This is a genomic window from Lewinella sp. LCG006, from assembly GCF_040784935.1.
Lineage (GTDB): Bacteria > Bacteroidota > Bacteroidia > Chitinophagales > Saprospiraceae > Lewinella.
The window spans coordinates 581844-599591 of record NZ_CP160680.1; the positions used below are offsets into that span (position 1 = coordinate 581844).

Sequence of the window (17748 nt, forward strand, 5' to 3'; positions counted from 1 at the left end):
ATTTGTCAGCTTAAAAAGAAAAAACAAAAAACGATTATGAAATCTATTACCACTATTGGCGTTGTCCTAGTCCTCTTACTACTTCTTTTCATGGGTGGCTGTAGCAGCTACAATGGCTTTGTTGATTCAGAAGAGAATGTAGACCAGGCCTGGGCCAATGTACAGACACAATATCAGCGCAGAACAGACCTGATCACCAACCTGGTCAACACCGTAAAAGGTGCTGCTAACTTTGAACGGGAGACCTTGGAAGCCGTGGTGAATGCCCGCGCCAAAGCCACCAGTGTCAATATTGACCCTAGCAACTTGACGGCAGAAAAACTACAAGAGTTTCAAGCCGCCCAATCACAGCTGGGGCAATCCTTAGGACGCTTGTTGGTAACGGTAGAAAAATACCCTGAGCTACAAGCCAATGCCAATTTCCGCGATTTACAGACCCAACTGGAAGGAACGGAGAACCGTGTTGCGGTAGCTCGTCAAAATTTCAATGAGGTTGTTACGGGCTACAACAAACAGGTACGTCGCTTCCCCGGAAGTTTCTTCGCCAGCATTTTTGGTTTCAGCGAAAAAGCGCAATTCGAAGCGCAGGCGGGTTCAGAAAATGCGCCTACTGTAAATTTCGATTAATCGGTACAGACGTTGCCGTACGATAAAAGGTGGAGACGTTGCGATGCAGCGTTTCCACCTTTTTTTTATGGATTTTCATTTTTGGCACGCTTTTGGATTAAGGGATACTTGAACACTATTTCAAGAAAAATTTCCAAAATCTAACCCAAGATGAATAAAGTATTTCGCTCCTTTTTGCTGATGGCTGCTGTGATGATCGTGTGTGTTACAGGATTGAATGCTCAGCGCGCTATCTTTGTTGAAGAATCTTTTGCCGACGAGGATTTCAACCTCTCTAATTCCGAACTTCCTTCCTGGGAGATCATTCAGGGTGGTCCTGGTAAGGATGGTATTCCAGCCCTCACCGACCCCGATTTTACTACCGCCCGTTCCGACAAGTGGCTTACGGAAGAAGACCTCGTGATTGGGGTAACCTTAAACGGCGTTACCAAAGCTTATCCGATTCGGGTACTTAATTATCACGAAATCATCAATGACGACTTCAAGGGTGAGCGTGTAGCCATTACTTACAGCCCCTTGTGCGGCAGTGCCATGGCTTACCGCACCGAAACCCACGAACAGACCTGGGAGCTGGCAGTATCCGGCTTGCTCTACAACAACAACGCTCTGTACTTTGATCGGGAAACCGAAAGCCTGTGGTCACAAAGCCTGGGACGTGCGGTAGCTGGCCCAGTTGCTGGCGCACAACTCGATCTATTGCCTACCACGCTGACCACCTGGGGAGAATGGCAGGAGCGCTACCCAGCAACCTTGCTTTTGGCTGAAGAAACCGGCTACACCCGCAATTACGACGTGGATGCCTACGCTTACTACGGCACAACCGACCGGCTGATGTTCCCGATGAACCACAGTGACGATCGTTTACAACTTAAAGAAAGAATTGTAGGCGTGCAGATTGATGGCGTATACAAGGCTTACCCTTACAAAACATTAGAAAAAGCGGAAAATCATATCACATTAGACATGGTCAACGGACAAGAAATAAGCATTGAGTTTGTCCCTGTGGCCCAAGCCGCCTACGTTACCGACCTGGAAGGCAACCCGCTACCGAGTGCCAGTATGTACTGGTTCTCATGGTCAGCAACACACCCCGACACGGAGATTTACAGTATTCCCGAAGGTGGTGCACCGACCAGCCTGTCTATGAGTATTGGCGATTAAAAGATTTATCCAATCATCCTTTAGGCACAAACCGGAAATAAACGATTGGATTGTTGACGAGTGGGCCCACCAATGGTGGGCCTGCTCTTTTTTATTCAAAAGATAGATAAGGTAGAATACTTTGCTTGGTCTTTTCTTCCAATCCATACAGTTTATCCAGATCAGCAGCATTAGCATACGGCCCGTGTTCCTCGCGATAATTGACAATCATGCGGGCATCATTGAAGCGGAGATAGGGATGGGCAGCTAGTTCTTCCACTGTAGCAGTGTTTATTTTTAGCTTACGCAAAATCGGGGAAGGTCGAAGCTGTAAAACAATTTTCTGGAAGACACTATCCGGTAATCCATAGGTTTCACTGACTTGTTGGACGCTTTGGAAACCGCCTAGTTTATCTCTAAAATTGGTAATGCGTTTGCTAAAAGCGGGACCAATGCCCCGCAATTGTTGCCACTCTTCGGCGCTGGCTTGATTGATATCGACGACTACCTTGGCGGAAACATCCTCGTAGGTATTGGGGGAATTTTCGGCTACAGCCAAATTATTCTCCGCCACATTGGCCGACAACTCCGCATAAGGTAATAACCGCTGGTAGTTATCAGGAGACAGTCCGTAGATTTTTTGCATATCCTCCGGCTTGCGGAAACGGCCCCCACTGGCCAAGAAACGGGCCCAATTGTTGGCCGCCTTTTCGGGGACACCCATTGCCAGCAGCGTGTTTTTGCTGACATCATTGGGGTTGAATGCTTGCATCATCGGCGCTTCAGTCATGGAAATAGGGTGCTGATCGGCACTGACGGCCTCGCCTCCAAACGATAGAAAAGGTTGGATAGCGATCTTCTCCTGATCTGAAAGTGCTCGAAATTTCTCTACATCTTCCCATGATTTGAACATCCCTCCTTTGCTTATGTAACTCAACCAAGAGCGAATGCTGCCTGCCGATAAGCCCAGTGCTTGCAAATTTTCTTTCGTGGCTTGATTGGGATCAAAAATGTGGGCAGTCAACGTACGCCCGCTATTTTGCGCGTTGGTCTTTCCCTCTTCCGTAGTGGCTACATTTTCCCATTCCTCGATTTGCGCAGCCAAGGAAGAAAAGTCGACAGGGTTGCTTTGGCTACGATCGGGTAAAAAACCAGGTAGTATAAAAAGCAGCATACAGAGCACCACCAAAACCAAGATGCCGATGCGTTCGCCTTTGCTAAAGTAAAAAAAGTGATTATCCATGATCCTTTTAGTATTGCGCTGTTTCTTAAAATGCTTGCTGAAAAGCACCATCCCTGGCGGTCCAATGTACCGAAAATCCTAACTCATGTGCTTCTTCCAACCATTTGGTCACCTGACCGGGATAGTTGGAGCCGTCAAAAATCCAGGTGTCGGCTTTAAAATAAGTAGATAACTCCGCTAGCGTTAAACGTGGGGCATCTTGAATAAGCAGGAGATCTACCGAAAGGGGATTTTCCGGCGAAAGCCCAAGCTCCCAATCACGATTGATGATCACTAAACGCTGATCATAAAATGCGTAGACAGGAAATTGCTCGTACCAATGAAGCGGTGGGGCCGTGATAGGCCAAGGTACTACTCCCCTTTTTTGGCGATGCGGATGCACGGCCCAATCAAGGGCAGGATCATTGTCATCTAAAGTGGAAATAGTGTAGCGATGGCCACCATCAAAAGCGTCAATAACCGAATTTTTGTACAAATGATAGACGATCCAGGAACGTTGTTGAGCTAAGCTTGCTTGGGTAAACAAGTTGATTCCCAATGCCACTACCAATGCAGACAACCCTGCAAAGAGATAAACATTACGACGATGGGCACTGTACCAGGCGAGAAAAAACAGGGCTGCAAACAGAAATAATAGCAACCATTCATTGATCCAAATGCCGCTGAGCAGATGCCCAGGTAATTTTTGGATTGTGAAAATAAAAGCATTGTTTAACCACAAAACACCATTCAGAAGTATCCCCAGCAAGGCCCCTAGAGGAGCAATCCAATGCAGTAAAAACAGTACAATTCCTAATCCTAGGATAAACGAAGCGGCCAGCACAACCACCAATCCGGTAAGTAAAAAGTAGAGCGGAAACTGGTGAAAATAATACAAACTAAGCGGAAAGGTTGTGAGTTGGGCCGCTATAGCTACCGTCGTCAAGCTCCAGGCATAATCCACCATTTTGTAGGGCGAATACCACAGTCGGTACAAACGTGGCTGAAAGAAAACAATACCCAGTAAGGCGAGGTACGACAACTGAAACCCAATATCGAACAATAAGTAAGGATCAATGAGTAAGAGTAGCAAGGCCGATGCCCCCAGAGAATTGTACACGCTGGCCCGTCGCCCCAGTGTTTGGCCTAGCCAAAGAAAACTAAACATCACTGCCGCACGCTGCACGGAAGGCGATAAGCCTGTGACTAGTGCAAAGCCCCAAATACCCGTCAGTACCAACAGCAAGCGCAACCAACGCCAGGCCGGCTTTTTGAACGGCCCCCAACCGAACAACAAACCCAAGCCCCAGGCGACAAACCCCAGATGAAGGCCAGAAACCGCCAGTACATGTACCGCTCCGGTCTCGGCATAAGCATTGCGTAGGTCGTTGCTCAACTCATCACGTTTACCTAAAATCAATGCGGCACCAACTGCCAATTCGTTGGAACCTACAGGTAGGTATTGGCGTAAAATTTTGAGTAAATCCTCCCGGTAGCGGTAGGCCCTTCCCCGTAAGGAAAGTTTTGAATTTACCAGCACCCAATCCTGAGCAGCAATACGCGCTTGATGGTAAACACCCTTCCGCGCCTGCCATTCTGAAAAATCAAAAGCATCGGGATTCGGCGGGGCGGCCATTTGTTCGGCAGAGGCCCTGAACTGTATTTCCTGGCCCGGTAATAGCCCGACACTGAGGCTATCCGTGGGTAAATAGAGGAGTAATTGTCCTGTACAAGTAGAGGATGTAGTCTTCGTAGTATCGTTGATCGCTTGGATATGCACACTCAAGCGTACCCGATCAGGGCCAATACGCAACTGTCCTACCTTTCCCGACCAGTTGAGCATGGTATCCTCTCTAAAAGCAGGTTGTTGAGAAAAATGCGAGGGCTGTGTGAGTTCATACTGCTGTTGCACCAGAAAAATGCCAAAGCATAAGCACCAAAAGACCGTCAGCAGGCTCCACAACCGGTTTTTCGGAACAGATAGCGACTGCCAGCCATACATCAACAACAAGCTAGCTCCGAGAACTAGCCCTCCAGCGAATAAAAACGCTCCGATGATCGGTAAGAAATGATAGCCAACAAAAATCCCCAGCCCAAAAGGCAGCAACAGACGCAAGAGTGGAATTTCTCGCCAGGGTATTTTCTGCGCAGCAGGCATCATGGAGGATTGCAACTAATTTAGACGGGCCTGAATTTAGCCTTTTTTTCAAAGCTTTTGCAAATCTAACGACTACCTAGTGTACAAATAACACTAAATGGGCCATCTACAGGTTTGTTTAACATGAAGAATTATTACCTTAGCCCTTGGTTAAGCTACGCAAAGCATAGCGACGAACAAACAGGATACGTGAAAAATCTTAATACCTATTTCAAGTCGGCTTTTACAGTCGATAATGTGATCTTCGGATTTGATGAAAGTGATCTTAAGATATTACTGATCAAACGGCAGGAAGAACCATTTAACAATCATTGGGCCCTTCCTGGTTATTTTGTCTTACACGATGAAGATCTGAACACAGCTGCCCGGCGAGTGCTTAAACAACTAGCGGGTATTGACAACGTTTTCCTTGAGCAAGTCAAGAGTTTTGGCGCGGTAGACCGGCATCCCGTGGGGCGGGTAATTACGGTGGCGTATTATTCACTGGTAAAAATTGCCGATTTCAATCCCAAACCAGACAACGACGTCGCTAAAGAAGTCCGGTGGTTCAGGGTGTCGGATATTTCTGACCTGGACTTGGCCTTTGATCATGAAGAGATGATCAATGTTTGCTTTCAAACCCTCAAAAGGCAGGTACGCATTCGCCCTATCGGATTTGAGTTGCTGCCCCCTAAATTTACGCTTACCGAATTACAACACCTCTATGAGGCTATTTTGGAAACGGCATTGGACAAGCGTAATTTCCGCAAAAAAATCCTTTCGATGAACCTCTTGATTGATTTAGAGGAAATGCAGGAAGGTGTTGCCCATCGCCCCGCCAAGCTTTATATGTTTGATAGCCAAACTTACGAAGAGTTTCTTCAGGATGGTTTTTCTTTTGAGGTGAAAGAAAGCAAACGCAAAGATCCCAAACCTTCGCTATCTAATTAATTCCGCCATTCATTCCCGTTGCTGTCCAAGAGTACCAATTGGATGGCCTCATTTCCTGGTGTTTCCAGAAAGTCATTGATCAATTGATCTATCTGGGTGGATTCGCCGGTGTATTTCATCATGACGGCCACCAGGTTATTGGTCGTTGGGGCGTCTTTAAATTCCGTAATATCTCCGATGTTGCTTATTGAAAAGTAGCCATAATACCCCTTGCTAAGATCGAGTGTGGTGCCCAAACTATTGAGTGCTTCCACTAAATCTGCTATGCGGTTGGCTTCTTCTGCATTGTTATGAACCAGGTAGCCCCAAAAAGCATTTCGGGGTATTCTCTTTAGTTCTGTATGCAGCCAGGTGATACCGTTCTCTTCCTGCATGACCACCTCATAACCCTCTTCCGTTACCGTCAGCGTTCCTGCATTGCTCACCACATCCTGGAGTTCAATGGTAAGGGTGTAAACATCTGGGTTAGCATCGGTCACCAATTGAGCACCGGAAGCAGGCGCAGGACCAGGATCGCAAACTTCAGGGTCTAGAATATCGTAAAGAGTAAGACTGATATTGCGGCCCGTGCGATTGTAGTTGCTAAGAATTTTGGTATTCAGGCAGTTTTCATCCTCTATGGTGTACATCTGTAGCTCCAGATTGGAAGCGGTATTCCCTCCCAGGATTTGCCACAAATCAAGGCTAAACTCCTTGTCCACTAAAGGTACAATGATCGGATCATTGAGGTTTTCCAACTTGCAGCCAGAGAAGGCTAGGGCCAAAGTGAAGAGGGCAAACACCACACGGCGATTCTGAGACATAAGCTAAAAGATTGTTGATGCATTAATTGGGGGTGACCATCTCAGAGTGCGCGTCAAAAATCTACTAAACAAACGCCCTTACATTTACTTCGCTGCTTAGCTAGAGGTAAATTTATGGAATAAATTAATACTTCAGCCTCCCATCATGTATCCGTTGGGCATAATCTTTAGCAAAATAGGTAATGATCACATCTGCCCCAGCACGGTGGATGCTCACTAAGGTTTCGGGCATGGCTTGTTCGTAATCCAACCAGCCATTGCGGCAAGCAGCCAAAAGCATGGCACATTCACCGCTGACATGGTAAGCCGCTATGGGCAATTCACTTTCGTACTTTAGCAGCGTGATGATATCTAAATAATTGAGCGCAGGCTTGACCATCAGAAAATCGGCTCCTTCGGCGGTATCCAGCCTGGCCTCGCGGAGGGCTTCCTGCGCGTTGGCGGGGTCCATCTGGTAAGTCTTTTTATCCTTGGGGATATCGGCATCTTCCCGCGGGGCACTATCGAGTGCCGCCCGAAACGGACCGTAAAAAGCACTGGCATACTTGGCGGTATAAGACATGATCCCCGTTTGGGTAAAACCAGCATCGTCTAAGGCTTCCCGCAGGTAACCTACCCTGCCATCCATCATATCACTGGGCCCCAGTATATCGAAGCCTGCCTCGGCCTGCGCTACGGCCATTTTTGCCAAAATTGGTAGAGACGGATCGTTGAGAATTTGCCCCTTCCCCACCAGGCCATCATGCCCGTCGATGCTATAAGGGTCCATTGCTACATCACTGATCAGGCAGATCGTCGGAAACCGCTCCTTGATAGCGCGTGCAGCCTGCAAGTAGAAGTTTTCAGGATCGTAACTGTAAGTAGCTACTTTGTCTTTAAGTTCGTCGGGAACCGCAGGGAAAAGAATAAAGTTATTGATCCCCAATTGCTGACAAGCCGCCATTTCTTCCAGCATCAAATCGATGCTCCAACGATAGGTACCAGGCAGGGAAGAAACTTCTGTTTTTACGCCCTTGCCGGGAACTAAAAAAAGAGGTTGCACCAATTGGGAAGGACTGAGACGGGTTTCCCGAACCATTCCCCGAATAGCCGCAGAGCGGCGGTTGCGACGTGGACGCTGAAGCATTTTTCTTTATTTTTTTGGCTGTTGTGTGATGAGGTTTGCCTTTCTGTATCCCCAAAAAGTAAGAAAAACCAAGGCAAGCATCATTGTACCAGGTACTTAGTATAGGGTATAGGGATTTTTATCCCCCATCAGGGCACTATACCAAATACCGTCTACTTTTACCTCCCAATAAGAGGTTTAAAGTATTGGGCTGCAAAATTAAGGATAATGAATGGGAATCGGGAGGAGCGATCAAATTTACACCTCCTGCAACAATTCCGATTTCCCACTTCCTACCTCCGACTTCTCCTTGCTTCTTCGTCTCAAATATCCAACCATCAACCCCACAACCATCAAACCAACCAACCAACCATACCAGGGGAAACCAGCCTCCATGGGCCTTGGATTGCCCAAAAGCTGGAAACCCGCCCAATAGACGGGGTGTGCTCCTCGGGGGTCGGCGTTTTGCAGGTAGCTTAATTTCGCTTGCTGAAGGGCCGTGCGCTTATCTTGGCCTTTGTTTAGGAAAGTATAAAACCCTTCCACCAGATCGCAATTCGCGCTTTCGTTGACTTGCCAAAGCGTGTTCACCACCGAGCGGGCACCAGCATAGTGGAAGGCCCGGGCCAGGCTGATGACACCTTCGCTGTTGTAGAGGGTTCCCAGCGCTGTTTCACAGGCACTGAGGATGACCAGCTCCGTTTCCAGATCATACAAATAGAGGTCTTTGGCAAAGAGGGAATCGTAGCCGCCAGCACCGTCGCTGAAAACGATAAAAGAGAAATCACCTTGCTCGGGATTGGCCTGCGCGTGGGTAGCCAAATGCAGAAGTCGATAGCGTTTTGCCTGGGCTTGCAGCTGTTCAATGGTAGCACTATTCCCTAAGAAAAGATTGCCGGAAGCCTCCCCAATAGCAGACTCCAACAAATCGGCGCTACAAGATAAGGCCGACCAACCCGACTGCCCGGAGAAAGCGGGGGCAAAACCTCCCATTGCTCCCTGGTGGCGTGGCAGCTGTAGCAAGGCCCACTGCAAGCTGGCGGCGTAGGTATAACTGACCGGATAGTCTCGCAGGAGGTAGGGATAATCATTGAAAGGGGTGCCCGCCGCTACCTCCTGCGTGAGCAGTGCCTCAAAAGGCAACAAATCCAGCATTCCACTGGTGACGAGCAAGAGTGATTTCCCTTCGGTACCTTGCAGTACTGGTGCCAGCAACTCCTGGTACAAGCGATAAGCCTCGCGCTGGTAATCGGCCGCAAGTTGGGTACGGTCTGCACCGGGCATCTGGTAGTGCTCGATAGCTCCCCGCCAGGCGAGTATTCGTGGAGTGAGGTTCTCCGGCCGGGAGAGTTTTTGGAGCTGAATCCCTTTGCGGTCTATTTTGAAGACGAAGATGGCTTCTTCTCCCAGGAAATATTCGATCAATTGTTCCTTGCGGCCCAGCATTTGTTGGAGCTGCGCCAGCGTGGGTACTTCATCCGCGTACTTGAGTTGATAATAGCGGGGGTGGCGACTTTCCAGGGCCTGTAGCCAGTTGCGTATGGCGTCCTGTGCACCGAGGAGGGTTTGCTCGGCCGCCTGGAGGGTGCTGTCGGCCACGCCTTCTTCGCTGCGCAGGCGGAAGAGTTCCTCTTGGGCCTTGCTGACGGCGCGTTGCAGCTCGCCTTCTTCGGCCAATTCCTCCTCACTGATGCCCGCCTGTGCGGCGGCTTTACTCGCCCGGAAAGCTTCGCGCAGGAGACTACTCCGGTTGCGCTCCGCAAAAACGAAGGCCTGGTAGAGCAGCGCTTTGTTGTGCGTTTTTTCGTAAAGCTGATAGGCTACTCGAATGGCATTTTCGCTTTGCTCGCGGCTTTCCTCCAGGTTAAAGAGTTTGGAGCTTTCGTAGAGGTAGCTTTGGCGCAAGGCCTGTTCTACGGTATGCATCAGTTCGTAACAGGCCAGGGCTTGCTCTAGGTAAAAAGTATTGGGTTGCGCTTTGTTCCATTCCTGGTAAACCGTGGCCATGCCCCCCAGTGCTTCCATAATGGTATTTTCGGCGTAGCAAGCTTCAGGAGAAGGGAGATCGTGTTGTCCTTTGGGGGAATAATTGTAAAGCACCGATTGGAGGGCGAGCTGGAACTGGGCGAGGGATTTGGGGTAATCCTTCATCTTTGAAAAGAGCAACCCCTTTTGGACGTAATGCTTGCCGAATTCTCGGCGTTGGGTGTTTTGGTAATAAAGTTGGAGGTGGTGAAATTCTTGGTCCAATGCGGTTAAGGCAGCTTTGAAGTCGCCTTGTTCGGCGTGGAGAAAGGATTGCTTTTTAAAAACATGAGAAAATAAGAAATGAAGTGTAGGATATGGATTATCTAGTTTTTCTTCAATTTCCAGTAATTGCAGCGCTTTTGAAAGTGCACTTTCTGCTTCAACAAATTTTCCATCAGCAAAAAAAGAATCTACGAAATTGGTATACAGTAGTGCTTTAGTAGTTCTAGAAACTCCCTGTAAACTTATTCCTGCTTGGTATGCCTTCATGGAAGCTTCCAAATGCCCCCAATTTTGGCACAAAAGCCCAAGATCATTGTATCCTTTAGCTGCTGAATCAAATTGCTTCAACTCAATCATTACAGAGATATATTCCTTTAACATCGTCTCGCCAGCAGAGTAATCTCCTAGTCGGGTATAGATATTACCCAATTCTTTAAAGATATACCTAGCAACTTTATCTTCGCGCAATTCTGTTTTGGGAAGATATTGAAGCGCAAACTCGTAGGCATTTCGAGCTTTTTGATACTCTCCTAATTCCACATAATAATTGTACCCAACCTGTACATATAACCAAGCCGCTTTTGATTTTTCCTCTTCGGAGAAAGGCTTTCTCCATAATTTATCAGGAATAGCATTAATGAAAATTCGCTCTGCTATCTTAGGCTGGCCTTCTTTTCTAAATTGAGTGCCAACTGATTTTATCAAATCCAGAAATAGGTACAAGCTATCAATTTGCTCTAAATGAGCTAAAGCGGATTCAGTTTTCGTTAAAGCAAGATCAAAATTTTGTTGCTTCACTAGTTCTACAATATGATCTACTGTGGCCTGGTATTCATTCTCCAGGTTGAGGGCACGCAGAAATGTTGTGCCGAATAGCATCACAATAAGGCATAAGCAGGAAACCCTTTGTAAGTGATTCAAAGTAGATAAGCTTTAGTAAAAAAAGAAAAAATTTCGACTCGTTTCGTTACACCGATTGATTTCGCCGGATTAACCAAATGATGATTAGAATAGCCAGTAGAATCAGTAACAACCAAATCCACCAAGGCCAAGCGGGGGGATTGGGGTCATCGGCACAATCTCCTACAGTACACTGCAAAACCGCTCCTCCTTGAGTATCCGCTGTTATCATGCTTACCGCAACGGGAACCGTACACACAGGATCGTTACTCAAATTATCAAAGCGAATGCAGGCATAAATAGAATCGAGCAAGGCCGGCTCAATACTGCTGTACATGTGAAACTGCACATTTGCAAAAGTACGAGGGTCACCCACGCCATGTAGTGGTGTTCCTTCGATACCAAAATTGAGCAATTCCCAACGGATACTGTCATCACTCAATTTAATCATAGAAATCTGATCCGCAGGGCCACCATAGGGATGGTACTTAACGGGCGTAACCACAATGTCATCTGCACTGACCCCAGCTGGTAACTTAATATCCATGTAGATATTACTGGTTTCGCCGAAGCCGGTATTCTCACACTGTACCGTGGTAAAAATCTGGTACCGATCACTTTTTGCGGGGCACGCACAGGCTTCCATGATCATAAAGTTGGGGTCGTGTGATTTGACGAGGCTGGCGGTAGAGGTATAATAATCCAATATTATGGATGCTCCGCTCTGAGGCGAGAAGAGGTCACTACTGGTCACGGTACTATCTCCGTTTTGTGTATAAAGCCGGACGCTGTCTGGAAGAATACCTTGGGCCAGTCCACCCACAAAAGTACTGAGTCCCAAATTAGACAACTCTTGCTGTAAACTTTCCGGCGTCAAAACAGGATAACCATTGTCATCCGAGAAGGTACCCAGTGCTACGGCAAAGTCCATTTCCGCTTTTACTGTTGCGTCAAATACATCCATCATCGCTTCATTTCCTTCCATATCCACGAAATAGTGTACTTCTTCTCCGGGAGCCAGGTTGAAAATCTCCGCCAACAGTAAGCCTTTGTACGCTGTATTTACTGGCCCTAATTTTGAATAATGGAAAGTAGTGGTGCTCCCCACATCCGGGCGATGGAACATATTTTCCCGAATTTTAAAATCACTGAACTCCGGTAACTTGGTTACTTCTGTTTTTGATACCGTACGTAGTTGACCATTATACAAGAAGAAGAGTTGTCCACTAAAAGGTGCATCACTAGGGTTTTTTACGGAAAGGATAGAAACAAAGGGATCACCGGGTTTCACCTGTACATTACGAAGTATTTTTAGATAACGGTTAGAATCTACGACTGTTTTATTGGTGATAGAACCGGAAGCAGGAGGTATGATTGGCCCAGTCCCCGTAAGTGGTGGCTCTTCTGGATCACTGTAAGCACCATTAGAATAAGCCCGCGCAAAATAATTCTGCACCTGCGTAGAAGCAGCCGGCCCATAAAGGTGCTTAAAACTCTCTTTCTCCTGGCTTTCGCCAAACAGGAAATTACCGTCTCCAAAAATGAAGAGGTGCTTGTAGAAGGCTGGGGTAGCATTGAATTTTGTCTTGGAAACCAGCGCCGGTAGCTCGATATTAAAGACCGTCGAATCGCCGGGAGCCGGGGTGTAATCGACTGCTTCGAGCAGCTGTGCGGAAAGGGATATGCTAAAAAAGAAAAAGAGGCTTAAGGCCAGGAGGAGGTGCTTACAGGTTTTCATAGTTGCTGAGTTTTTGGTATTACGGAGGTGTTTCGATTGCATTGAAAGTGTAACCCTTAGCTAATATACTAAATTACAGTAATTTAGTATATTAAAGCTATAGTATCCTGACAACGACGGTAGTCATAAATATGCCTGTCGGATGGTACTGTAGCAATTTTCACTTTAACAGGTTGTATATAGCTAAAATTAGAATAGCTGATGATAACGTAAAGATAAAGGAGGAATTCGCAGAAGGGAAACCAAAATTGAATATTTCTTTGAGTTCCTAAAAAACAAAACAACACCACAAAACACTATCTATCAAATATTTAATAAAATAAAATCCCATATCCTAAACAAAGAAAAACACTCAAAACTTCACCCCCACCGCCACACTCACCGTCCGCCCCAACAGCTGTAGCTCATTGCCCAATAGGACGTTTCGATTATTTTCTTCTGGTAGGGAATAGATGCGCTGCCGATAAAGGGTGTTTGCGCGATCCAGCAAATTGAAGACCCCAAGGCTTCCATACACTTCACCTTTCTCCATAGGATAGGTATAGCGAGCTGATACATCCACCCTATGGTAAGCAGGTATCCGCCGCAGGCTACTCACATTGCGCTCTCTGCGGTCGTTGGCTAAGTCGGAAACAGCGAGATCCAGATACGGGCGTCCACTGGCAAAAATATAGACCCCGCTCAGCGACCAGCGCTGGTATTCGTATTCATTGACCCATTGTAGCTGGTGGGGGCGATCATCCTGGGCAGCGTAGGAAGCTCCCCGAAACAACTCGTTGAAGGTGCGCCGCGAACGACTCAGCGTATATGCCAGCCAGGTACTGTAATGGCTCCAGCGTTGGCTGATCAGCAGGTCTAAACCTACCACTTTGCCTGTGCCTTGAGAAACCTGGTAAAAGGCATTGCCATTGGCCACGCCCCCTGGCCCGCTGAACTCATTCAGCACAGTGGTGTGCTCAAGTACTCCGTTGCTGTGTTTATAATATGCTTCAGCGTCTAGCAAAAAATCACCCTTGCGAAACGTAAAACCCAACATTCCTTGTGTACTGTTCCCCACCGGAAATTGCTCCCCATCGGCCAATGTCCAAATTTCGAAGTTGCGACCATAGCGGTTTTCGTGGTAATACCTTCGCAAAAATTGGTAGTAATGATTTACAGCACCTTTTAGTCGCCAAGCATCATTAGCCTGGTAGCCAAACTGGAAACGTGGTGAGGGGTACACTGCTGCCGTCGCACTGTAATAGGTGGCATGTAGCCCCGCTTCCAGAAGCCACTTTGTCTTTTCCCATTGATAGGAGGCAAATAAGCCCAGCTGATCTTCACGACCATCATTAGCTAATAAGGTAGCCGTATTATTTGCAGCAATCTGTAGGCTTACTGCTTCCTGGCTCCCCTGTAGCCCAAATGCTATTTTTTGCTGATCATCAAGTTGGTAATCGTGGCTCCAATTAAAACGCCAACCTTCCAAATCGTTGTTCCTGGTATTTTCGTTGATCAAAAACAAAAAGTCTCCATTCAGTTGTTCACGGATAAGCTCTGTACTCGTAATTTCAGCAATGCTGAAAGAGGAGTAGCCCAGGGTCAATTCACTACGCCACGACTCACTCCATACTTGTTGCCAGCGAAAGCTGTAAGCGGCGTTAGCCCAGTCGCTATTTTCCCGAAAACGGGTTGTATTTGTAATCAAACGCCCTTGGTTGCGGGTTCGAAAAGCAAGGTCATAATCATAATCATAGTGATCTTCACTACGGTAAGCATTAAAATCAAAGTACGTTTTTTCGCTGGCTTGCCACGCCCATTTCACATTGGCATCATAAAAACGGTAGGCCGGCTGCACTTGTATCTGACGGGATTCCTCAATCAAGTCCAGAAGATTGCCATTTCCTAAATCAACCTCCTGGTTCAAAACGCCAAAAAGATCGTTCTTCGCCAGGTTATTGAGGCTTGATCGACCGCCAATTTGTAGTTCCATGTTGTTGGTCAGCTTCAATCGCGTACTGGCATTCGCAAGCAAACTACTCAACTCTATTTGAGTAGCGTGATGTGCTGTCGTCATCGGGTACGAATCCATCACTACCACCGAAGAGGTACGCCCACCGTAGCTGATGGGGTAAGTGTTTTTATACAACTTTACCGAACTCACCAAAGCTCCGTTGACGGCACTAAAGGCGCCGAAAAAATGATCAACGCCGTAAAGCAACATCCCATCCCAGAGGAGGAGGTTTTCTTCGGCATTGCCACCCCGAACTTGCAAAGCCGCGGAGCCATCATTGAAAGCCGCTACGCCTGGCAAGAGCTGTAAATTGCGCAAAACATCGGTAGCTCCACCCAAGCTAGGGAGTTTGTCGTTCGGCCGAATGACCATCGCCTGTTCCCCCGGGGCCAACCCCAGGGTGGCCGCCTCATCAGTGACGATGATAACGGCCCCAATTGACTGGGGCAAAGCAGCTAAGGTAAATACGGCCTGGGTAGCTTTTCCTACCTTTAATTGTTGTGGTTTATAACCCAAATAGCGGGCTTCCAACCAAAGATCTCCCTTGATGGTGTCAGGACAAGAAAAGCGAAAATTACCCGCTTCGTCTGTGACCGTTCCTTTGTTCAGTTGAGGACTAAAAACAGTAGCGTATGCCAGTGGTTCGCCAGTGGTTTCGTCCTTGATATGACCGTTTAGCTGGTAGTAAGTAAGTGCTGGCGCAAGCTCGGAAACCACTTTAGGTCGGATCAAAATCTGCCCCTCGCTAATGGTAAGGTATTCCAAACCGGATTGCGCCAAGATCTGATAAAAAGAACGCACGACTTCCTCTTCTTGCAAGTGAATACTGACGCTCTTGCCCCGTACAATAGCCGGATCAAAAGCCAGAAGCAAACCGTATTTATCCCCAAACACTTGAAACACCTCCTCTAATGGTGTAGCAGAAAAATTTTCCGTCACCCGCTGCTGTGCTAGCAGGGGTAAAGCACTGAATATTAGCAAAAAAAGCGGGAGTAATGAAACAAACATAGGTCGCGTAGACCTGCCTGCCAGCAAGCTGGCCTTGCAGGCAAGGGCACAGGGACGCAGAGGTATTTCTTCTTTGATCACCTTCGGTGATCGTCGAAAGCTCTTCTGAGTTATCAATAAGTCAGGCATTAATTAAGCGTTATTGGCCATTGGCACTGATCGTCACTTGCTGACCAGTCACTGAAAATTGCAAATTCAACGGCCAGCATACGGTTTGCAGTGCTTGTTCGAGGTCATTGCTCTTGAAAAAGCCTGCGTACTGGCGTTTTGCAATCTCCGCTGGATACTGCACATCAATGGCGTACTGGCGTTCTAGCGCGGCAAAGACCTCAGCCAAAGGTACATTATCGAAGTAATGAATTTGATCTTGCCAAGCAATATCATTGCGGTTGCTAATTGGGCGTGCTTGTAATTTACCGTCTTGCAGGAACACCCCCTCCTGAGGAGTCAGAATAGTCGTTTCTCCGGTGCTGGTGGTGACTTTCACTTTACCAGTGTAGCAGTTTACACGAAAGATTCCTTCGCGTGCTTCTACATTAAAGCTGGTACCCAATACTTCTACCTGCCCCAATGAGGTTTTTACAATAAAGGGGCTACCTTTCTTTACTTCAAAGAAGGCTTCCCCTTCCAGTAGGATGGTTCTTTCTTTTTTCCAGTTGGCAGGGGTGTAAGTCATGTTCGAAACTGCATTCATGCTTATCACCGATCCATCTGGCAGTATTTTTTTTGAGATTTCTTTACGTGCAGTACTTGCTATTACTGGTGTCGCTACGGTGGCGTTGGTCCACCACCAACCTGCGGCTATTAATAGTGCTATGCTTGCAGCTGCCGCCAATATCCACATGGTACGACGTCGCTGGGGTAGCTGCTCAATTTGTGCTTCAGTTGTAGCGGCATCGATCGCGTTCCAAAGGTTTTTCTTACGCTCCTCACCTAGTGAAGGCACCTCCCATTGCACCGAAGCGACCAGTGCTCGAGCGGTTTCCACCTTCTCCAACTGGTCCGGATGAGCAGCCAGCCACGCCTTCCATGCTGGGGCATTAGCAGAGGCTGCGCCGCGAACCCACTGAAGAAATGCGTCTTCCTGGGCGAGGTCTTCTGGTGTATATGTTAAGTAATCTTGCTTCATATCTTGTACCTTCTACCTTTATAAGGCAGCAGTGAATCGTTTTGTACTTATTTATAAAGGAAAAAAATCAACAAGAGGCCCAATAATTGACGCAGTGCCTTCATCCCCGCGGAAGCGGTATTGCGTACTGACTGGTAATTGATACCCAAAACGGTGGCAATATGCTGATAGTCCATTTCCTCAAAATACCGGAGGTATAAGATTTCTCGCTGCCGCTCACTCAACAAACTCAGGGCCTTACCCACTGTTTGCTGTTGGGTTACTGTTTCCTCAGCTTCCAGCAATACCTCGTCTGCCGCTGCTGTATGGGCATTTACATCCACAACCTTCAAATGGCGCGCTGTCCGGTTTTCTCCTTGCTTTAGGTGCCGGATAATTTTGCGCCGCAGCGCCACCAATAAGTATTGCCGGATAGCATCTGTATCCCCGAGCGTAGCGCTGTTTTTCCACAACTCAATAAACAGGTCCTGAATACTATCTTCCACCAAAGCCTGATCCGCGGTTATCTGGCAACCATACTTAAACAGGGCATCTACCTCTTGCTGATAGATCGCTGCCAAAGCTTTTTTATCCCCAGCTTTTAGGGCCCGCCACAATTGTTGATCATTGGTCATCGGTGCAAATAGACAATAAAATAAGTATCAGGTTTAACTTCTGTAATGGGCTAAAACTACACATTTGTCTGCAAATGACCCGCTTCAGGGCAGCATTTCAATCATTCGTGAAAAAAAATCAAAAAAAATCA

The 17748-nt window shown here is 47.3% G+C and carries 12 protein-coding genes; 3 read left to right on the forward strand and 9 right to left on the reverse strand.

What is annotated here, in order from left to right:
* Nucleotides 1-36: 36 nt before the first annotated feature.
* Both AB0L18_RS02015 and AB0L18_RS02020 read left to right on the forward strand, forming a co-directional pair.
* Nucleotides 37-627, forward strand: a complete 591-nt coding sequence (locus AB0L18_RS02015) for a LemA family protein (RefSeq protein ID WP_367390917.1) — start codon at nt 37-39, stop codon at nt 625-627.
* A gap of 150 nt (nt 628-777) precedes the next feature.
* Nucleotides 778-1788: a DUF3179 domain-containing protein gene (locus tag AB0L18_RS02020; protein WP_367390918.1), complete on the forward strand. Its 1011-nt coding sequence runs from the start codon at nt 778-780 to the stop codon at nt 1786-1788.
* A gap of 91 nt (nt 1789-1879) precedes the next feature.
* Here AB0L18_RS02020 and AB0L18_RS02025 read toward each other — a convergent pair whose 3' ends face one another.
* Both AB0L18_RS02025 and AB0L18_RS02030 read right to left on the reverse strand, forming a co-directional pair.
* Nucleotides 1880-3010 carry a helix-hairpin-helix domain-containing protein gene (locus AB0L18_RS02025; protein ID WP_367390919.1) on the reverse strand — a complete coding sequence of 377 codons (1131 nt, stop codon included), beginning with the start codon at nt 3008-3010 and terminating at the stop codon, nt 1880-1882.
* Between the two features lie 25 nt (nt 3011-3035).
* Complete coding sequence (locus tag AB0L18_RS02030) at nt 3036-5150, reverse strand: ComEC/Rec2 family competence protein (RefSeq protein ID WP_367390920.1); 2115 nt, start codon at nt 5148-5150, stop codon at nt 3036-3038.
* A gap of 186 nt (nt 5151-5336) precedes the next feature.
* Between AB0L18_RS02030 and AB0L18_RS02035 the strand changes: the two genes are divergently transcribed.
* Nucleotides 5337-6077, forward strand: coding sequence for an NUDIX domain-containing protein (locus tag AB0L18_RS02035; RefSeq protein ID WP_367390921.1), 741 nt, complete (start codon nt 5337-5339; stop codon nt 6075-6077).
* Here the strand turns inward: AB0L18_RS02035 and AB0L18_RS02040 are convergent.
* From AB0L18_RS02040 to AB0L18_RS02070, 7 genes are all read right to left on the reverse strand, one after another.
* Nucleotides 6074-6880, reverse strand: a complete 807-nt coding sequence (locus AB0L18_RS02040; RefSeq protein ID WP_367390922.1) for a hypothetical protein — start codon at nt 6878-6880, stop codon at nt 6074-6076. The genes AB0L18_RS02035 and AB0L18_RS02040 overlap by 4 nt on opposite strands.
* Nucleotides 6881-7004: 124 nt before the next feature.
* On the reverse strand, nt 7005-8006 hold the full coding sequence (gene hemB, locus AB0L18_RS02045) for a porphobilinogen synthase (RefSeq protein ID WP_367390923.1): 1002 nt from the start codon (nt 8004-8006) through the stop codon (nt 7005-7007).
* A gap of 237 nt (nt 8007-8243) precedes the next feature.
* Nucleotides 8244-11156: a CHAT domain-containing protein gene (locus AB0L18_RS02050; protein ID WP_367390924.1), complete on the reverse strand. Its 2913-nt coding sequence runs from the start codon at nt 11154-11156 to the stop codon at nt 8244-8246.
* A gap of 46 nt (nt 11157-11202) precedes the next feature.
* Nucleotides 11203-12873: a hypothetical protein gene (locus AB0L18_RS02055; protein ID WP_367390925.1), complete on the reverse strand. Its 1671-nt coding sequence runs from the start codon at nt 12871-12873 to the stop codon at nt 11203-11205.
* A gap of 352 nt (nt 12874-13225) precedes the next feature.
* A complete protein-coding gene (locus AB0L18_RS02060; RefSeq protein WP_367390926.1) occupies nt 13226-15847 on the reverse strand; it encodes a carboxypeptidase-like regulatory domain-containing protein in 2622 nt (873 codons plus the stop codon).
* A 166-nt stretch (nt 15848-16013) separates the two neighbouring features.
* The gene (locus tag AB0L18_RS02065) at nt 16014-17003 is read right to left on the reverse strand and encodes a FecR family protein (RefSeq protein ID WP_367390927.1); all 990 of its coding nucleotides are present in this window, start codon (nt 17001-17003) and stop codon (nt 16014-16016) included.
* Nucleotides 17004-17050: 47 nt separating this feature from the next.
* The gene (locus tag AB0L18_RS02070; RefSeq protein WP_367390928.1) at nt 17051-17617 is read right to left on the reverse strand and encodes an RNA polymerase sigma factor; all 567 of its coding nucleotides are present in this window, start codon (nt 17615-17617) and stop codon (nt 17051-17053) included.
* Nucleotides 17618-17748 lie beyond the last annotated feature (131 nt).